General features: G+C 60.3%; 13 protein-coding genes, 1 tRNA gene and 2 pseudogenes. 6 read left to right on the plus strand and 10 right to left on the minus strand.

The window, feature by feature from the left end; all coding sequences use genetic code 11:
• A pseudogene (locus tag A5714_RS17515) lies at positions 1-308 on the plus strand (heavy metal translocating P-type ATPase); the annotation flags it as partial.
• Between the two features lie 334 nt (positions 309-642).
• Here the strand turns inward: A5714_RS17515 and A5714_RS17520 are convergent.
• Together A5714_RS17520 and A5714_RS17525 are read right to left on the minus strand one after the other, a co-directional pair.
• Positions 643-951, minus strand: coding sequence for a hypothetical protein (locus tag A5714_RS17520; RefSeq protein WP_068287204.1), 309 nt, complete (start codon positions 949-951; stop codon positions 643-645).
• A 163-nt stretch (positions 952-1,114) separates the two neighbouring features.
• Positions 1,115-1,888: a hypothetical protein gene (locus A5714_RS17525; RefSeq protein WP_068287207.1), complete on the minus strand. Its 774-nt coding sequence runs from the start codon at positions 1,886-1,888 to the stop codon at positions 1,115-1,117.
• Positions 1,889-2,407: 519 nt separating this feature from the next.
• Between A5714_RS17525 and A5714_RS17530 the strand changes: the two genes are divergently transcribed.
• Positions 2,408-2,641, plus strand: coding sequence for a MarR family winged helix-turn-helix transcriptional regulator (locus A5714_RS17530; protein ID WP_231975917.1), 234 nt, complete (start codon positions 2,408-2,410; stop codon positions 2,639-2,641).
• 188 nt (positions 2,642-2,829) lie between these two features.
• On the opposite strand, the pseudogene arsB reads toward A5714_RS17530, so the two are convergent.
• Together arsB and A5714_RS17540 are read right to left on the minus strand one after the other, a co-directional pair.
• Positions 2,830-3,891 (minus strand): annotated as a pseudogene (gene arsB / locus A5714_RS17535) (ACR3 family arsenite efflux transporter); the annotation flags it as partial.
• Positions 3,888-4,352, minus strand: a complete 465-nt coding sequence (locus tag A5714_RS17540; RefSeq protein ID WP_068287212.1) for an ArsI/CadI family heavy metal resistance metalloenzyme — start codon at positions 4,350-4,352, stop codon at positions 3,888-3,890. The pseudogene arsB and the gene A5714_RS17540, both read right to left, overlap by 4 nt.
• 98 nt (positions 4,353-4,450) lie before the next feature.
• Here A5714_RS17540 and A5714_RS17545 point away from each other — a divergent pair, with 98 nt between their 5' ends.
• A complete protein-coding gene (locus tag A5714_RS17545) occupies positions 4,451-4,810 on the plus strand; it encodes an Rv2640c family ArsR-like transcriptional regulator (RefSeq protein WP_068287215.1) in 360 nt (119 codons plus the stop codon).
• Positions 4,811-4,821: 11 nt separating this feature from the next.
• On the opposite strand, the gene csoR is transcribed toward A5714_RS17545, so the two are convergent.
• From csoR to A5714_RS17565, 6 genes are all read right to left on the minus strand, one after another.
• Positions 4,822-5,154 (minus strand): copper-sensing transcriptional repressor CsoR, encoded by a 333-nt coding sequence (csoR, locus tag A5714_RS17550; RefSeq protein ID WP_068287258.1) that lies wholly within the window; start codon positions 5,152-5,154, stop codon positions 4,822-4,824.
• 623 nt (positions 5,155-5,777) lie between these two features.
• Positions 5,778-5,863: transfer RNA gene (locus A5714_RS26195), tRNA-Ala, on the minus strand.
• Positions 5,864-5,987: 124 nt separating this feature from the next.
• A complete protein-coding gene (locus A5714_RS17555) occupies positions 5,988-6,410 on the minus strand; it encodes a hypothetical protein (RefSeq protein WP_156747367.1) in 423 nt (140 codons plus the stop codon).
• Positions 6,394-7,407 (minus strand): hypothetical protein, encoded by a 1,014-nt coding sequence (locus A5714_RS17560; protein WP_068287221.1) that lies wholly within the window; start codon positions 7,405-7,407, stop codon positions 6,394-6,396. Before A5714_RS17560 ends, A5714_RS17555 begins: the two co-directional genes overlap by 17 nt.
• Before the next feature lie 110 nt (positions 7,408-7,517).
• A complete protein-coding gene (locus A5714_RS26200; RefSeq protein ID WP_156747368.1) occupies positions 7,518-8,291 on the minus strand; it encodes a hypothetical protein in 774 nt (257 codons plus the stop codon).
• Positions 8,292-8,338: 47 nt separating this feature from the next.
• The gene (locus A5714_RS17565) at positions 8,339-9,958 is read right to left on the minus strand and encodes an AAA family ATPase (protein WP_068287224.1); all 1,620 of its coding nucleotides are present in this window, start codon (positions 9,956-9,958) and stop codon (positions 8,339-8,341) included.
• Positions 9,959-10,433: 475 nt separating this feature from the next.
• On the opposite strand from A5714_RS17565, the gene A5714_RS17570 reads away from it, so the two are divergent.
• From A5714_RS17570 to A5714_RS17580, 3 genes are all read left to right on the plus strand, one after another.
• Positions 10,434-10,709, plus strand: a complete 276-nt coding sequence (locus A5714_RS17570) for a hypothetical protein (RefSeq protein ID WP_231975918.1) — start codon at positions 10,434-10,436, stop codon at positions 10,707-10,709.
• A 130-nt stretch (positions 10,710-10,839) separates the two neighbouring features.
• Complete coding sequence (locus A5714_RS17575; RefSeq protein WP_068287263.1) at positions 10,840-12,840, plus strand: site-specific DNA-methyltransferase; 2,001 nt, start codon at positions 10,840-10,842, stop codon at positions 12,838-12,840.
• Positions 12,837-15,767 (plus strand): DEAD/DEAH box helicase family protein, encoded by a 2,931-nt coding sequence (locus A5714_RS17580; protein ID WP_068287227.1) that lies wholly within the window; start codon positions 12,837-12,839, stop codon positions 15,765-15,767. The genes A5714_RS17575 and A5714_RS17580 overlap by 4 nt, the downstream gene beginning before the upstream one ends.
• Positions 15,768-15,915 lie beyond the last annotated feature (148 nt).

Below are 15,915 nucleotides of genomic sequence, written 5' to 3' on the forward strand. Positions count from 1 at the left end.
GCGGCGGCGCCGACCTGGCGCTGGAGACTGCCGATGCCGTCACCGTGCGCGACGACCTGATGACGATCCCCGCGGTGATCACGTTGGCGCGGCGCGCGCGGCGCGTCGTCGTCGCCAACCTGGCCATCGCCACGACGTTCGTCACCGCGTTGGTGGCCTGGGACCTGCTCGGGCACCTCCCGCTGCCCCTGGGCGTGGCGGGTCACGAGGGCTCCACAATCCTCGTCGCGCTCAACGGGTTACGGCTGCTGGGCGAGCGCGCCTGGCGGGAACCGTCTCGGCGTCCTCACGAGACGGTCGGCGGCTAGCGGCTTGTCGTGGGAGGGGCTGATAAAGCGGAAACCTCGCGAAACAACCCTCTTCTTGAGCGGTGACGGTCTGGCTTCGGGTTGTTCCTATAGGACTCGGTTCAGCCCCTCCGGCATCGAGTGTGCTCCCCCACTCGTCCCAAACCGTAGCCGGCGACTCACACCGTTCACTTCCTGACATAGCTCTTCGTTTGGTGGCCGACCACCGGCTATGTCGATGATCGCGAAATGTTTTGCTGTGCAACGGTATACGCGGTGAAGCGTCGGCCCGCTGCGGCGGCGCCGAGCGGAGCGGGCCGGACGCCCCGGCGCCGGCCCGCTCCCGTCAATTGGCTCACACGTCGATCGTCTGGCTGACGTAGTTCTCCCATGTCGCGAGCTGACCGGCGTCGACCAGCAGACCCTGGTAGTCCGGGTCGGTGGTGAGGCTTTGCTGAATCTGGCCATAGCTTGCCCAGTCGTCGGCCGTGCTCAGCAGGCCGAGTGAGTTGGTGCCTTGCCCGCCGACCACGTTGACCAGCGCCGTGGCGTTCTGCGCGCCGTGCTTCTTGGCGAGGTCCATGGCGCGCTTCAGTTGCTTGTGGATGTCATCCCACGCCACACCTTGATTCGGGTGGATGATGGTGGTTGCGACGATAGTCACGGTCGACTCCTTTGCTGTGGTTTCAACACTCGAAAGGTAAGCACCATGGCGTGAGCGTTGCCTCAGCCGAACGGATGAGATCACTACCTCATTCGCGCACCGGGGCGCGGCCGCCCCGGGTGCGATGTCGCTGCGCCGCAGAGCGCTTCAGCGTGCCAGGCTTTCATGCGGATCCGGGCGCGGTGTCCGTCCGGCCGCGGCCGGGCGGGCCACCCCGCGGTGCCGCATTGAGGTGGTCGCTGTCGGCGGCGACGCCGGCGGTGACGTCCAGCCTCGCCACCTCCAACTCTCGGCTCGCCAACAGCTCCTCGACGCACGCGGCCGACGCGCCCACATATGTGCTGTCCAAGTCGATGTCGGTCGCCACGCACCAGGCGTGGTCGTCGGGCCACCACAGGTTGGCCGACCGATGGCTGTGTCCTAAGAATCCCAACGATTGGGCTGCCGCGGAGAGCGGACCACGAGCCAACCAGTATTCGCGCTGCGGCAGCGAGAAGATCGGCCGCTCATCGAACGCGGGGTCAAGGTCGGCGAAACCCCACCACACCGCAAACCAGCACCGGTCGGCGGTCGTGGTGTGTCGTGCCAGCACTTCAGCCAACAAGGCGGCCGTCCCCGCGGGCAGCGAGCCCACCTCTGGCGCTTCGTCGAAAAGTCCCGGCTGTGTTGCGCAATAAGCCTTTTCGTAACGCGAGGCGTAGCCGATCAGCCGAGTGAATTGCATCAGCGGGTGCGCAACTTTGCCGTTGACGCGCGCGATCTGGTCCCAACGCACCTGTTTCGCGCCGTGGTGAGCCGGGTGGAAGACCCGCGCGTAGGCGGCGAACGTGTCAGGAAGCAGCGATTCGACGTTGTAGGCGAAACGGCGCACCGTTTCGGTCAACCACGCCGCCGGGCCGACGTCGTCGACGACGTCCACCGCGCCGACGGTCACCATGGCACCCACCCTAGCGCGGCGCGGTCGCCAGCCGACACCAGCCGCGCCTGCCGGGAATAGTTGTGGCGACAGTCAGTTCCGTCCGCACTGGTAGTTGGCCGTCCGCAGCGATCCGTCGAAGAAGGCGCACAGTGTCGTCGACGTCGCCGACGCAAACTCGAGCCCTTGCCGAAGGCGAGGTGGTCATCACGGTTGTTGGCCACCAGGACCGAGCCGGCCCGTGCTTGGGCCACCTTCGTGGCGCCCGTCGAGCTCGGCGACGGGTCCACCGGAATTGTTGGGTTTGGCGACTATGGGCAAGGGGTGCGTCGGCGGCACCGGCTCAGAAGCTGCACACCGAGTCACGGCACGTCTGATTCGCGGCCAAAAGCGCTGAGCGAGAAGCGGATTGGGCGGATCGCCGATTATCCGAGCCACCAGGTCCGCATCGGAGAGCTGGGGATGATGTGCGAGCCGGCATGGCCGGTCCCGCCGGGGACGAAAACGCGCATGGGACCGTCCTTTCGAGGTTGGCGGCGCATGCAACAGGACGGGCTGATCAGCCGGGAGCTCAATCCCGACGACGCCCGCAGCACCGTCGTTGCGCTACTGCCGGCCGGACGCGCCGCCATCGAAAGGGCCGCACCACGGCACGTCGAGGACGTCCGCCGGCACTTCATCGACCTGTTCACACCGGCCGAGCTCGCCACCATCGCCACACTCAACGAACGAATCATGCGCCACCTGGCCACGCCCGACGGCCAAGCCGTCTGATGCCTGGCCACCGTTCGGCAGTCCGAATGAGTGCCCGAGGCAGGCTTGACAATCGCGGGTCCCGGCGGGAGCCACGGGGGTTCGAAAGACCGCTGAGGAAGCTACTGCGGACGCTAGCTTGTGTTGTATCCGTTTGCGGGAGGGGCGGCACTGCGGGTTCGGCATCACGCGGCCCTGTCACGGGCGGCGGAGAATCGCCCCCTCAAGGCCAGCGAAACGTAGACCAGGGCTACCAGGACCGGGACTTCGATAAGGGGGCCGACGACACCGGCAAGCGCCTGTCCCGAGGTGGCCCCGTACGTCGCGATGCATACCGCGATGGCCAATTCGAAATTGTTGCCCGCAGCCGTGAATGCCAACGTGGCGGTGCGTTGATATCCGAGGCCGATAGCTACTCCCAGCAGGTACCCGCCACCCCACATGATGGCGAAGTAGGCCAACAACGGGATCGCGATGCGAAGTACGTCGAGTGGCCGGCTGGTGATCTGGTGTCCTTGCAACGCAAAGAGAATGACGATGGTGAACAGCAGCCCGTAGAGCGCCCATGCTCCGACTCTGGGGAGGAACGAGGACTCGTACCAGTCGCGTCCTCTGGTGTTCTCGCCGAAGCGTCGAGTGAGGTATCCGGCCGATAGGGGGATGCCGAGGAAGACGAGGGCGGATTTGGCGATCTCCCAGGGCGAGGCGCTGATGGTGCTTTGCGGCAGGCCAAGCCAGCCAGGTAACACCGAGAGGTAGAACCAGCCGAGGACGCCGAACATGATGACCTGGAACAATGAATTCAGTGCGACGAGCACGGCGGCGGCTTCCCGGTCGCCACAGGCAAGCTCATTCCACATGATCACCATCGCGATGCAGCGCGCCAAGCCCACGATGATTAGACCGGTACGGTAGTCAGGGAGATGTGGCAGCAGCAGCCACGCCAACGTAAACATCAGCGTGGGGCCGACGAGCCAGTTGAGGATGAGTGAGCTTGCGAGCAGTCTGCGGTCGCCGGTCACGGTGTTCAGCCTGCCGTAACGGACCTTGGCGAGAGCCGGGTACATCATCACCAATAGGCCGATGGCGATGGGCAGCGAGATACCGTCAATCTGAACGTGATTCAGGGCGATGTTGAGTCCTGGGATGAGTCTTCCGAGCAGTAGACCGGTAGCCATCGCAAGGCCAATCCACACCGGCAGGAGTTGATCGAGCCGCGATAACTTCTCCGCGACCGCAGGCGGCGTCTCTCGTTTTATTCGCTGGCTCACGATTCGTCTGTTGCGTGGTCGCTGGTTAATGCGGTGCAGCAGGTGCTGATGGTGCCAGCCCCGTTGGCCAGTGCGGTGGAGTCAGTGCCGAACGACTCGGAGTCAGTGAGGACGGTGTACACCTCCCACTTCTCGCCCGCGGGTCCGGTCACCCATACCTTGTCCTGGGTGGCAAAGCAGCAGGTTGTCCCAAGTTCTTCCTCGGTGAAGAGGCCCTCGTCGGTCAGGCGGGCGATCTCGGAGTGCACGGCATCGCTGGACTCCACCTCGATGCCGAGATGGTTGAGACTCCCACCGTGGCCAGGGTTTTCGATGAGGACGAGCTTCAAGGGCGGTTCGGTGACCGCGAAGTTCGCGTAGCCCGGTTTGACCTTGGCGGGGGCGGCATTGAACAGCTTGGAGTAGAACGCGATGGCCTCGTCAAGGTCGTCCACGTTGAGTGCGAGTTGGGTGCGGGACATGACGGATTCCCCTTACCTCTGTGGCTTATGTCGAACTACCGACTACGCCAATCCTGCCACCTCTTCGATATAAGTCAACCTTGTGGCAGGATGGCGACATGCCCAAGACGTTGCCGGCGGTGGATATGTCCGCGCCCGTGTGCTGTTCACCGGTCGCCGCCGGTCCCGTCGACGACGATGCGGCCTTGGCAATTGCGTTGCGGCTCAAGGCGTTAGCAGACCCGGTGCGGGTCAAGTTGGTGTCGCTGTTGTTCAGTTCAGAGGCGGGCGAGGTCTGTAGTTGCGATCTCGCGTCGGCGGTGGAACTGAGCGAATCGACAGTGAGCCATCACCTGTCCCAACTACGCCGTGCAGGTTTGGTCGAGTCCGAACGTCGCGGGATGAATGTGTATCACCGACCCCGCCGCGACGCACTCGTCGCGCTGTGCACCGTGCTCGACCCGAACTGCTGTCGCTAGCCGCGACGGAGCTACGTCCGAGCCCTAGCGTCCGCCGTCGTGCCGTTCAGGCACGCGTCGGGCCCAGTCAGGGCAGGACTGAACTTGAGCGCATCGACCAGCTCTGCGATCGCCTGCTGGCCCTGACCAGTTACGACAGCTTCCGAGAAGCAGGTTTCCAGGTGGTTGTGCAACATCACCCTGTTGGTGCGCTCCAATGCTGACTGCACCGCGGAAATCTGCTTCATCACGTCCACGCAGTACGCGTCGGATTCCAGCATCCTGATGATCCCGTCGAGATGGCCCCGCGCAGTTTTGAGCCGACCCAGTGCAGCCTGTTTCTTGGCGGTCAACTCCTCCGTCATCATCGTCCCCTTCCAGCGGCCTCCCAGCCGCCCCGGCATCGCGGTAAGCCATCGCCTACGCTACCCCACCCCACCCCACCCCCGGTGGGGTAGCATGGCCGCGTCTTATCCCGATACGAGAGGCCTTAGTCATGGCAGATCCGACGGATGTCGCGCAACCAACCGACGACTCGGTCACCGCACCATCAGCCAAGCTCCGTTACCAATCGAGCCGCCTGAACCGGGCCTTGGCGTAGGTCGGCGTCGGCGCTGGCGGATTGTTCATCGTCGCCGCGATCTTTCTCTCGGGCTTCTTCCTCGATTGGAGCGAGCACGCGCATATGCAGATGGGAATGGGGCGTATGCCTGCGGCTCACGCAGCGAAGGACTGCTGTGCCGACATGAAACCGGGTGAGATGAACCCAGGAGCAATGGGACCCAACACGATGGATCCGAAGTCAGGGCGCGAAGGCGCGAACGGGCGGCGGGGGTAGTCGGAAACGGCACTCCCGCCGGATCCGACCCCACCGCAACAGTTAGTCCACGTGTCCAGCTGCGAACCAGCTTGGATGCGGCGATCGAACCTCTTGCGGACCGTGCAGCTTCCGTGCAGCTCAACTGAGCCCTGACCTGTTCAAACCCTGTGGAGCTAAGGGGATTCGAACCCCTGACCTACTCGATGCGAACGAGTCGTCCTGGGCATTTCCGCCGTGGTCGACCTGACCACTCCCCCGATTCCCGCTGGTCAGCCGCGTTGGTTGTGTTGAGAGCGGAAAGCTGCGAATAGCTCTGGTGGGGATCCAGCGGGGACCGAGCCAGGGACCGGACAGCCGACAGCAAACCCCGCGAATTCATCACAGGGGCAGGAGCGAGATGACGTTGCCGACAAAGCCGACGACCAAGCCCCCAAGTAGCAACGCGACGGCGATCCAGCGGCGACGGTCACAGATGTCGTTCTGCGCGCGCACCCAGGCGACCAGTGCCTCACGCTGTCTGGCTTGTGCTGGCCCTATCTGCCATACGGCGAGGCGGCTCGCTTGTGCCCACGATGGTGTCGGAGCGTGCTTAGCGCGCGCGGCATGGTCTTCTGCGAGCCGATCGGCTTCGTCGAGACCGTCGTTGAAGATCCGCATGTTCGTCCGGCTGGTCAGAACGTCCCGGATCACCAGGTAAGCACCGGCCATCTGTAACGCGAACGCCAGCGCGCAGAGGCCCAACGCGGCGATCTTCATCACCGCAACCGCACTGACGCGTTCTCGCTCATACGGCGTCGTCATCTAGGGAAGCCGCTGCTCGTCGCCCGGCCCATTCGCCCGCCCTGCCCTCCACGAACTGGCCAGTGGTCGGGCTGTTCGCGTTGAGCACACGGACACCCATGCGCGGTCCCTCATCACCCTCGGTGATAACCCAATGAAAGGTGTCATCTCCCACCACTGCGGTCCCGGTGGAGTATGGCGTGCCGTCGTACTGGCCGTGCTTCAGCGGCACTTCAACTACATGTGCCTTCACCTTGCCCGTGATTTCTATAAGCGTGATCCGACGGAGGGTCTGTGGTACTGGAGCCTCGTCACCGCCAATTAGGTACACCGGTTCGTCATTCGCGCGCGGATGTTCCTGGTCCAGGGTGAAGTGAGTCTCCTCGCCTGTAGCATCCGCAAACACCGGTTGGTCCATATTGATGTTGCTCATGATGTGGGCGAGCAGCTCACCCGCTTGGCACAGAACTGTCGAGTCACCACGGTGTATGTAGGCGTGCAGAATCGGGAAGAGGTCGACGCGGTCAGCCGAAACTCCGTCGGCGTAAGTGATTGGCGGCTCAAATACGACGGTCATCGTCTCTGGAGTGAAACTGAACTGCTTGGACCACACGCTGTCCAGGTTGTTGACGACCCGTCCGACAAATCCAGGTGTCACTTCTTCGGGCGTGATCGCCTTGATGTTGAGGAACTCGGCCAGCTTGAGTGCATTGGCGGTGAATCCGCTAGAGGAAACCAACACGAGCTTATTTGTCGACAAGTGAGAGTGCTTGCCGTGCATAGCCTCGACCCACTCGACCGTCTGGGGCCGTGGCCGCTTTGACGTCGAGGCCCGGCACTCGATACCCACAATGACTTTGTGGCCGGAGACCTCACCCTCAGCACAGATATCGACCTCGCGATGCACTCCTGGCAGAGCGTTGTCCGGGAGCATTGCGCTTGGGGTTGCCACGTCCTTGCCCAGGATCTGAGTTAGGGCCGTTATCAGCTCTTGGAAGTCGTTGCTCCGCCTCGGCACCTGGTCAGGCTACATGCGTAACGCCGCAATTACGTCGAGCCGCAACCCAAAAACCGTTTAGTCGGCTACGACTTCGGGGTCGGGGCGACCAGCGTCGAGCATCGCCCGCATCAGCCGTTACCTAGCTCAGGCCCCGGCCGCAGCCGCTGAGGCGGTATCGCGAGATCCCACACCATCCGATGGCCGTCGGGTGCCGTTGAATGGACAAGCAACCGAGAGCGGTCGGATGCCCGACGGCTGCTGGCATTGCGTTCCACAAATCCGTCGATCCACTGATCGATCTGAGCATTCGTTTCGTCGGACACCGGCTGCGTACGGCCAAAAACGAGGATCTGCCGGTCGTCGGCGAGGCCTAAGCCGCACAGCGGCACCGCTTCTCGGGGATCGAGTTCGACCACGCGTCCGGTTTGTCGCAGTATGCAGACGAGCAGGTACCAGGCGACACCCTCGGGCGGTGGTGGCACCCAGTAGATTTCTTGCGGCAGGTGGGAATCGTCCTGCTCCTCCAGGTCCTGTTGCCTGATGCGGATCGAAAATGCCAGAGTCAGACCGGTTTCGCCCATTTCGGCGGGTTGTTCCCACCTATCGACGCCACGACCTTTCCCGGTATATCCAGCGGCCCTGGCCCGCTGCATGGCCTGTTCGTTGTCGGCAAACTGGTGCAACCACATGCCGGATTTGTGGAAACTCCAGTACTCGAGGTCGGCGGTGCTGCGCTCAGCTATGTAGAAGTCACGTGAGTTGGGGGTTGCCCAGATATTCCAGATCGCCCCGCGCGCCGCGTTACGCTCACCGACTGCAATCCTGAGCGTGCCGCCAGGCGAGACGTTGTGGTGCAAAACGGTTCCGTCGGGAAGCTGAAACCAGATGTCATTGGGAGGCACCATCGCACTGTATGCCTGCGCGCAAGTGACGCGCCGCGCCGTCAGGATTAGTCAAATATGTCTGCCCGTAAGTCGTCATAGGGCTTCATGCCAGGACGCAGCAGAGGGGCCAGTTTGCCTCTAGCGAAGGCCTCCCAGTTGCTTCCCGGCTGCGACAGAGACAGAAGCCTCCGAGCTTCGTTAAACACCTCGCCCGCGATCGACTTGAGATCGTCCGGGTCATTCCCGCGCTGAACGCTCGCCTGAAGGGCCGATTGCTTTACAGCTATGAGATTGGGTCCCGTGCCACCCTGTTGAACGGAATCGCAAAGTGCTTGTAAGACTTCGTCATCCAACAGGAAGGACTCAATGTGGCGGCGCGAAAGCACCCGAACACCATTGTCTTTCATCTGTTGGACCTCGGTCGCGTCCATTAGGTCCTGGTCGACTAGCCTGATGATGCGCGTACCGGCGTTTACGGCCTGGATAGCCTGACCAGCGCCAAGCCGATCGTTCTTGACGTCGTCACTGTTTCCGATCGATAGAAAATCCGTATTGGGCTTTTCGTCTGCAAAGATTATTCGGTAGCAACTTGCATCAAATTCTGCTTTCTGGTCTTGACTTCTGACCTTCGGCCGCCCTTCGCACAGGACGATTTCCTCTGGTGCCACCAGTTGTGCTAAATCCCCGAGTGCCACGTCGAGCGCTCGCGACCAGAACGCGCGAGAAGGCTGCGTAGGCAATACGACCTGCGGCTGGTCGAAATCGAGGTCTTGAAGATCAAGGAAGACAACAGATTCAGGGTCTCTCTTGGCCATTTCCCAGGCTTCGCGCATGAAACCGATGCTGTGACTGGCGAGGATCATCTGGCTAGCGGGTGGCACAAGTTCCACGAGAGTTCTCATCAGCGTGGCCTGGACACGGGTGTTCAGATGCCCCTCCGGCTCGTCGATGCACCATACCGAGTTATTAAAGTAGGTGCCCTTCACCACGGCGTCGAGAAGGAGGTCGAAAGCGGCCTTTTCGCCAGCAGACAGGTTTTTGTACAGAAAATCCGACGCTGTTCCCTTCGAGAAGTAGAACGTGCCAGCCGCCCCCGTGTCAGTCAGCACCTCGCCGACGCCTTCAAGCACCAAGTCTGGAAAGACCTTGCGCATAGCTTCTTGAACCTTGCCGATGATTCGATCGCGCACTTCCCCTTTAGGAGTATCGTCCGGTATTTCCGAACTGAAAACGCCGCTGATCGTAGCCATTATCAGCCGTTGGTAGTTATCTGAGACAGACTGATCGTTGTCAATCATGCGCTGGACTCTGGGGCTATCGAGCGGCGAGGCAGGCCGATTCAAGCTCGTCAAGTTGAAGTCCGCCTCATGACGGAACGCGCTGCGAACGTAGATCAGTTTCTTCCGTTCTTCAGGGCCTTCAGGCAGCGGTTCGTGGAAGTCGACTCGCACGTGTTCAGGCCATTGCATTGGTGGCGCACCGACTTTGGCCCCGTAGGTCTCGTCCCACGCCGATCCCACGGCACCGTGTAGCCAGTGCCATGTCTTCAAGCCGTCGAAGAGGGATGACTTGCCGGAACCATTAGGGCCCGCTAAGACGATCAGACGAGCCGCGGCCGGAAGCTCCTGGATATGGGTATCAGTGAAGCGCTTGAACGCTCGTAGGTGAATTTCCTTCGATCGCACGCCATCATCTTGCCGGTGGCCGTCCCATCGTAGGAGCAGAACGGCGAAGGTCTTCCCTAGTGAGATGGAATCTCGGCGTTAGTAGTGCGGTCAGGGCCGTTTACTTTCCAGGTGAACATGGTTCTCTGCCGAAGACGCCGCCCGCCAACACCTTCCGGCGCTTATCTACCAGCTTTTTTTAGGGTTTCGACTGTTGCCCGGTCGAGCCCTCACAAGGCGCGATTTCGCGTTTACGTTGTCGCGGGGGTATAGGTCATCTGACCGGTCGCTGGCGGCGACCATCGCTCGGCCAACTCTTATACCCCCTACCCGTATAGGGTTAGGACGGGACAGCCCCCGCGTAGGGGACAGCCCGGGTGCTGGGACAGCCCCAACGGCGGTGATTGCCGCCTTCTCTCGGATCCGGCTGCTGGGGGAAGGTTGGGTAGTCCAGCGATGAGCAGGCATGTGCTGGCGTGAACGGATGGAGTGAGACATGACTGACGCCGCCGACCAACTCGCCTACGTCATACGCGAACTGGCCCACGAGGCCGTCACCAGACAGTTGGGTCTTCGAGACCTCGATCGCCCCAACCTCACGGAAGAGGAACTGTTTGAGTACCTACACAACAGCGAGGAGCTGCCGGTCACGCGACGCGCCATCAAGTACGCCGTCATGCGCCGCGAGATAGTCCCCACTCGCCTCGGTAACCGCAACTACTTTTCAAAGCGGGACGGACTGGAGTGGATTAAGTCCCGCAAGGCTACGTAGCCGCGTGACGTTGGGTGGGACGAGCGAGACGGCCGCATCTTACGTAGCGAAGAACATCGATCTGCGGGCTTAAGTGGTCGAGTACTCTCGGCTCCGGCTGAACCCGGTGGACGATCTAAAGGACGTGCATATGAGCAAGTCGCTCCTAGAACAGCTTCCTGGCATCGTTGCGGCAGGCAAACGACAGGCGCAACAGATACTCGAACAGCTGGAGGGGCGAAACCGCGTCACCCTTCAGACCCGTGAGCTAGTCATCCCATCGAAGGACACCGCGACCCCGGACCTCTTGCGTATGGTCAGCGACGAAGTGACTGGCGGTGACATCCGGCCGGAATATCAGCTAACTAACCGGCTCATTTACGGCGACAATCTCCTGGCCATGGCCGCGCTGCTGGCCGGTGACGAGGACACACCAAGCCTTCGCGGCAAGATCGATCTGATTTATATCGACCCTCCTTTCGACTCGAAAGCAGACTACCGCAGCAGGATCACTTTGCCTGACGTGACTATTGAACGGCAGCCTACCGTTCTTGAGCAGTTCGCGTACTCAGACACCTGGGCTGACGGGACTGCATCGTATCTCGCAATGATCGTTCCTCGATTGGTCCTAATGCGAGAACTTCTATCCGATACCGGATCGATCTATGTGCATCTTGATTGGCATGTCGGCCATTATGTCAAGTTGATTCTTGATGATCTATTTGGTCGAGAACAGTTTCGTAACGAGATCGTGTGGCGTCGAATGTCCGTGTCGGGATTCAAAGGCAAACAGAAGATTCCGTTCAACCACGACACGATCTTTCGATATGAAAAAGCGCTCCCGGGCGTGTTTCGTCCGATTCATGAAGAATACTCGGAGGAGTACAAGTCACGTTTCCGCTATGTGGATGCTGATGGCCGCCGATATCGAGCTGACCAGAATCTGGGCACCGCGACCAGCGCCGCCCGAATTGCCGAGATGCGCAAGTTGGGCCTGATTCACGAGGGAGCGTCTGGAAACCTATATCGAAAGCAATACTTGGATGAACTGCCTGGCGTCCTCCTCGACGACGTGTGGGTAGATGTTCCCTGGGTAACTAAGGGGGGCCAGCGACTGGACTATGGCACGCAGAAACCGGAGGCGCTGCTCTCCCGCATCATCGAGATGGCGACGAATGAAGGTAGCTTGGTAGCCGACTTTTTCGTGGGTTCGGGGACCACCGCTGCGGTAGCGGAGAAGCTGGGTCGTCGTTGGGTCGTATCCGACATCGGTAAGCCAGCGTCAATGATCAGCCGCAAGCGCCTGATCGACCAGGACGCGAAGCCATTCCTGTACCAGGCGATCGGCGATTACCAGGTTGAGCAGGCTCGCTCGACGCTCGGACGCTCCTTCCGCGTCGGCGATCTGGCCAAAGTCGTTCTCGATCTGTTTGGTGCTTTGCCGTTGCCTCCAGAGGAGAACGTCAATGGCAGCCTCGGTCGTCTACCAAATACGCGCACGCTCGTATTCGCTGACAGCCCTGCGAAACTGACCACGGTGTCCACCCTTCGCCGTGCGCAGGGGTACCGCGACAGCAAGCTGGGCGGGTTCGACAAGGTGATCGTGTTGGGCTGGAACTTCTCGGCGGGCATCGGGCAGGACATCGCCGCGTTGAACGATCACGCTCTTGAAGTGCGAGTTATTCCCCCGGATCTGCTGGATCGGTTGAAGAAAAAGGGTGCCGAGAAATTGGCGAGCGAGGTCAGGTTCTCGACGTTGCAGTACCTCCAAGCAGAAGTGGTGTCGCGGAAGGAAACGAAGGACGGCGAGGAGCTTCGAGTAGACCTTAGGAACTATGTCTTGCTCTCACCGGAGGCGCTCAATCTCGATGACAAGAGCAGGGCAGAGTTGCGGACTGTTATGAACGCCGAACCCCTTGCCCTGATTGAGTATTGGGCAGTTGACCCCGACTACGACGGTGAGTTGTTCCGGTCAGTTTGGCAAGACTACCGCGGCAACACAAACAATGACGATGATCCTCTTCGCGTCTTGACGTCAGCACGAGTGCAGGTGCCCAGCAAGGCCGACGGTCGCCGGGTTTGTATCCGGGCGGTTGATGTATTCGGCTATGAGTCCGAGGTCGTGATCGATAACGTGGAGGTCTCCCAGTGACTAGGCGCAAGGATCTTTTTCCCCTCGCGACAGCGCTGAAGGGACTGGTCGATGGCCAGATTCCTGATCTCGTATCCGGGGTTGGTCCCGAACTGTTGGAGCAGGTAACCCCTACAACGGCCGAGTTGCTTAAGTACTGGTTTCAGCAGGATTACTGCGATTTGCGATTTCTGAATTTCCACGAGGGCCAGCGTGCTGCGGTCCTCCACATCATCTTTGCCCACGAGGTTATCGGTGCCCGAACTCTGCGCGAGTTGTACGAGTCCGTGGCGGGCGAGGCGATGCTCGATGGTGGCGTCCTTAGCGAGGTGACCCGCGATCGGCATGCGCACCCGAAGTATGCGGCGAAGATGGCGACGGGTACCGGAAAGACCTGGGTCCTCAACGCGTTGCTCGTCTGGCAGTACCTCAACAAGCTTGCCAATCCGACTGACGAAAATTTTACGAGCAATTTCTTGCTGGTGGCTCCAGGCTTGATCGTCTACGACCGCCTATTGGATTCGTTCCAGGGCAAGATGATCGACGGAGAACGAGATTTTACGACCAGCGACATCTATCAACAGCGAGACCTGTTTATCCCTGAGAACTATCGCAGTCCTGTTTTTGGGTTCTTACAGTCGTCGGTGGTGACGAAAACTGAGATCGGTCAAAAGGTGACCGGCTCTGGACTTATCGCAATTACTAACTGGCACCTACTGGCGGGCCAGGAAGATCCCGACTTCGTCGGAGGCGAGAACGACATCGAGGTTCCTGGCCGCGACATCGATCCAAAGACCGCGGTGGAGAGCTTCTTCCCCCTCACACCAGGTACGGCCGCCGGAAATGCTTTAAACGCTCTCGATCGCCGCTTCCTGCGTGGTGGACCTCTGGCGGCTCTGAAAGAGTTGCCAGACCTGTTGGTGTTCAACGACGAAGCCCATCACATCCACGAGATACGCAAGGCTGACGAGGTCAGCGACGTTGAGTGGCAGAGGTCCCTCACGGAAATCGCTTCCACCAAAGGTTCTCGCTTCATACAGGTCGACTTTTCAGCCACACCGTTCAACGAGGTCGGTTCCGGCGCAAAGAAGGGACGTCAATACTTCCCACATATTGTGGTTGACTTCGATCTGAATTCGGCCATGCGCGCTGGCCTAGTCAAGGCACTGGCGCTGGACAAGCGCAAGGACATCGCATCGCTACCACTGGATTTTAAGGCCGAGCGTGATGAGCAGAAGCGGGTCACCGGCCTTTCGCAGGGACAGAGGGTCATGCTGCGTGCTGGCCTGAAAAAGCTTCAGATCTTAGACGAGCAATTCACGGAAACCAATCAGTACAAGCGCCCCAAGCTGCTGGTCATCTGTGAGGACACGACAGTTACCCCGCACGTAGTCGAGTTCTTGCAGAGCACGGGGCTGTCAGAGGACGATATCTTGCGCGTCGATTCCGGGCGTAAGCAGGAACTCGGCTCGAAAGAATGGGAGCTTATCCGCGAGCGCCTCTTCGATGTCGACAGGCACGCGCAGCCCAAGGTAATCGTTTCAGTGTTGATGCTGCGGGAGGGCTTCGACGTCAACAACATCTGTGTCATCGTGCCGCTGCGATCCTCCGAGGCATCGATCCTGCTGGAACAAACGATCGGCCGTGGGTTGCGTTTGATGTGGCGTGGCGATGACGCTATCGATGAGCTAAAGCGGGATACCCGTGAGCGGATCGCTCGACGCGAAGAGCCGACCAACTACTTCGATGTGTTATTTATCGTCGAGCATCCAGCCTTCTCGCAGTTCTATGATGACCTCCTTAGCGGCGGATTGGCTGTTGAGGTGGGTGAGGATTCTGACTCGACAAGTGCGACTGGTGATCTCGAGCATATTGATTTGCGCCCGGGATACCAGGCGTACGACTTTGAAATACCGATCATCGTTCGTGATGCCGATGAGGAGCTCAAGCAGCCAAGTATCGATCCGATGACGCTTACGCCAAGCAAGTACGAGGTGGACTGGCTCACTAGACAGATTGGGAAGGGTGACCGGTTCGTCTCTCAGGATGCCCAGACGGGAACTCAGTTTGGGGACTATCGGGTGGATGGCGGGATCCTCACCGCGACTGGATACAACGACTACTTGTCTCGGATGACAACTCGGATTACCGAGGCGCTCGGGCGTAACCTCACCAGCAGCGCTGGAAAGTACAAAGAGATAAGCCAATACCCGATCTTGCAGGCATACAAGCCGCTACTAACGGGATGGCTCGACATGTACATTCGCCAACGGCTTTTCAAATCCGACTTCGACCCGCTAGAGGAAGAGAACTGGCGGGTCCTCCTTCTCGATGACGTCGCTCATGATATCGCGGGGGTCTTCGCCAGCAAGCTGACCGAATTACTAGAGAACCAATCAGTGGCCGAGGCACTGGTCCAACACCGGATGCTGTCCGAGGTGACGACCATTCCAGTCCGTGCCACCGCCAGCGTCGAGGTCAGCAAGTGCATATACCCCAAGCTCCCTATCCCCTCGAAAAGTGGCGGACTGGAAAGACTTTTCATCGAGTGGGCGGACCAAGACACGTATGTCGAGGCGCTGTCGAAGGTGCATGAATACAGACATGACTTTCTCCGACGGCCATATCTGAAAGCCGACGGCATGCCTGCTCAGTATTCGCCAGATTTTCTGGTGCGCTCCGACACCGACATCTACGTTGTTGAAACTAAAGCACAGTCGGCGCTGAGCGATGAAAATGTCAAGCGGAAGCAACGCGCGGCCCTCACCTGGTGCGAACAACTGAACATGCTTCCTAGTCACCAGCGTGGCGATGTTTCCTGGCACTACGTGCTTCTCGGCGAATCAATAGTGCGAGAATGGCACGCGGAGGGCGCTCGCGTGACAGATCTACTTGACTACGCTCGAGTTCGGCGAACCGATAGCTCCGGCCAGAAAGCTTTGCTGTGAGGGCTTCAGCGGTGATCTCCACGACACCCTGCGGGTAGCGCTAGCAGCCCGCCAAACCTGAGGAGGGGGCCGGGACTCAAGATAGGAGCGGAGCTCTATCTCTGAAATCTCTTCGGCCGGATACGACTTACTTATTGCCCTTACAGGG

This window comes from Mycobacterium sp. E2462, from assembly GCF_001672685.1.
In the GTDB taxonomy this organism is placed as follows: Bacteria; Actinomycetota; Actinomycetes; order Mycobacteriales; family Mycobacteriaceae; genus Mycobacterium.

Bases quoted from the DNA above. Each gene is read 5' to 3' on its own strand.
- A5714_RS17575 (WP_068287263.1), top strand. From the start codon at position 10,840: ATGAGCAAGTCGCTCCTAGAACAGCTTCCTGGCATCGTTGCGGCAGGC.
- csoR (WP_068287258.1), bottom strand. From the start codon at position 5,154: ATGACGGAGGAGTTGACCGCCAAGAAACAGGCTGCACTGGGTCGGCTC.
- A5714_RS17555 (WP_156747367.1), bottom strand. From the start codon at position 6,410: ATGACGACGCCGTATGAGCGAGAACGCGTCAGTGCGGTTGCGGTGATG.
- A5714_RS17525 (WP_068287207.1), bottom strand. From the start codon at position 1,888: ATGGTGACCGTCGGCGCGGTGGACGTCGTCGACGACGTCGGCCCGGCG.
- A5714_RS17530 (WP_231975917.1), top strand. From the start codon at position 2,408: ATGCAACAGGACGGGCTGATCAGCCGGGAGCTCAATCCCGACGACGCC.
- A5714_RS17540 (WP_068287212.1), bottom strand. From the start codon at position 4,352: ATGTCCCGCACCCAACTCGCACTCAACGTGGACGACCTTGACGAGGCC.
- A5714_RS17570 (WP_231975918.1), top strand. From the start codon at position 10,434: ATGACTGACGCCGCCGACCAACTCGCCTACGTCATACGCGAACTGGCC.
- A5714_RS17545 (WP_068287215.1), top strand. From the start codon at position 4,451: ATGCCCAAGACGTTGCCGGCGGTGGATATGTCCGCGCCCGTGTGCTGT.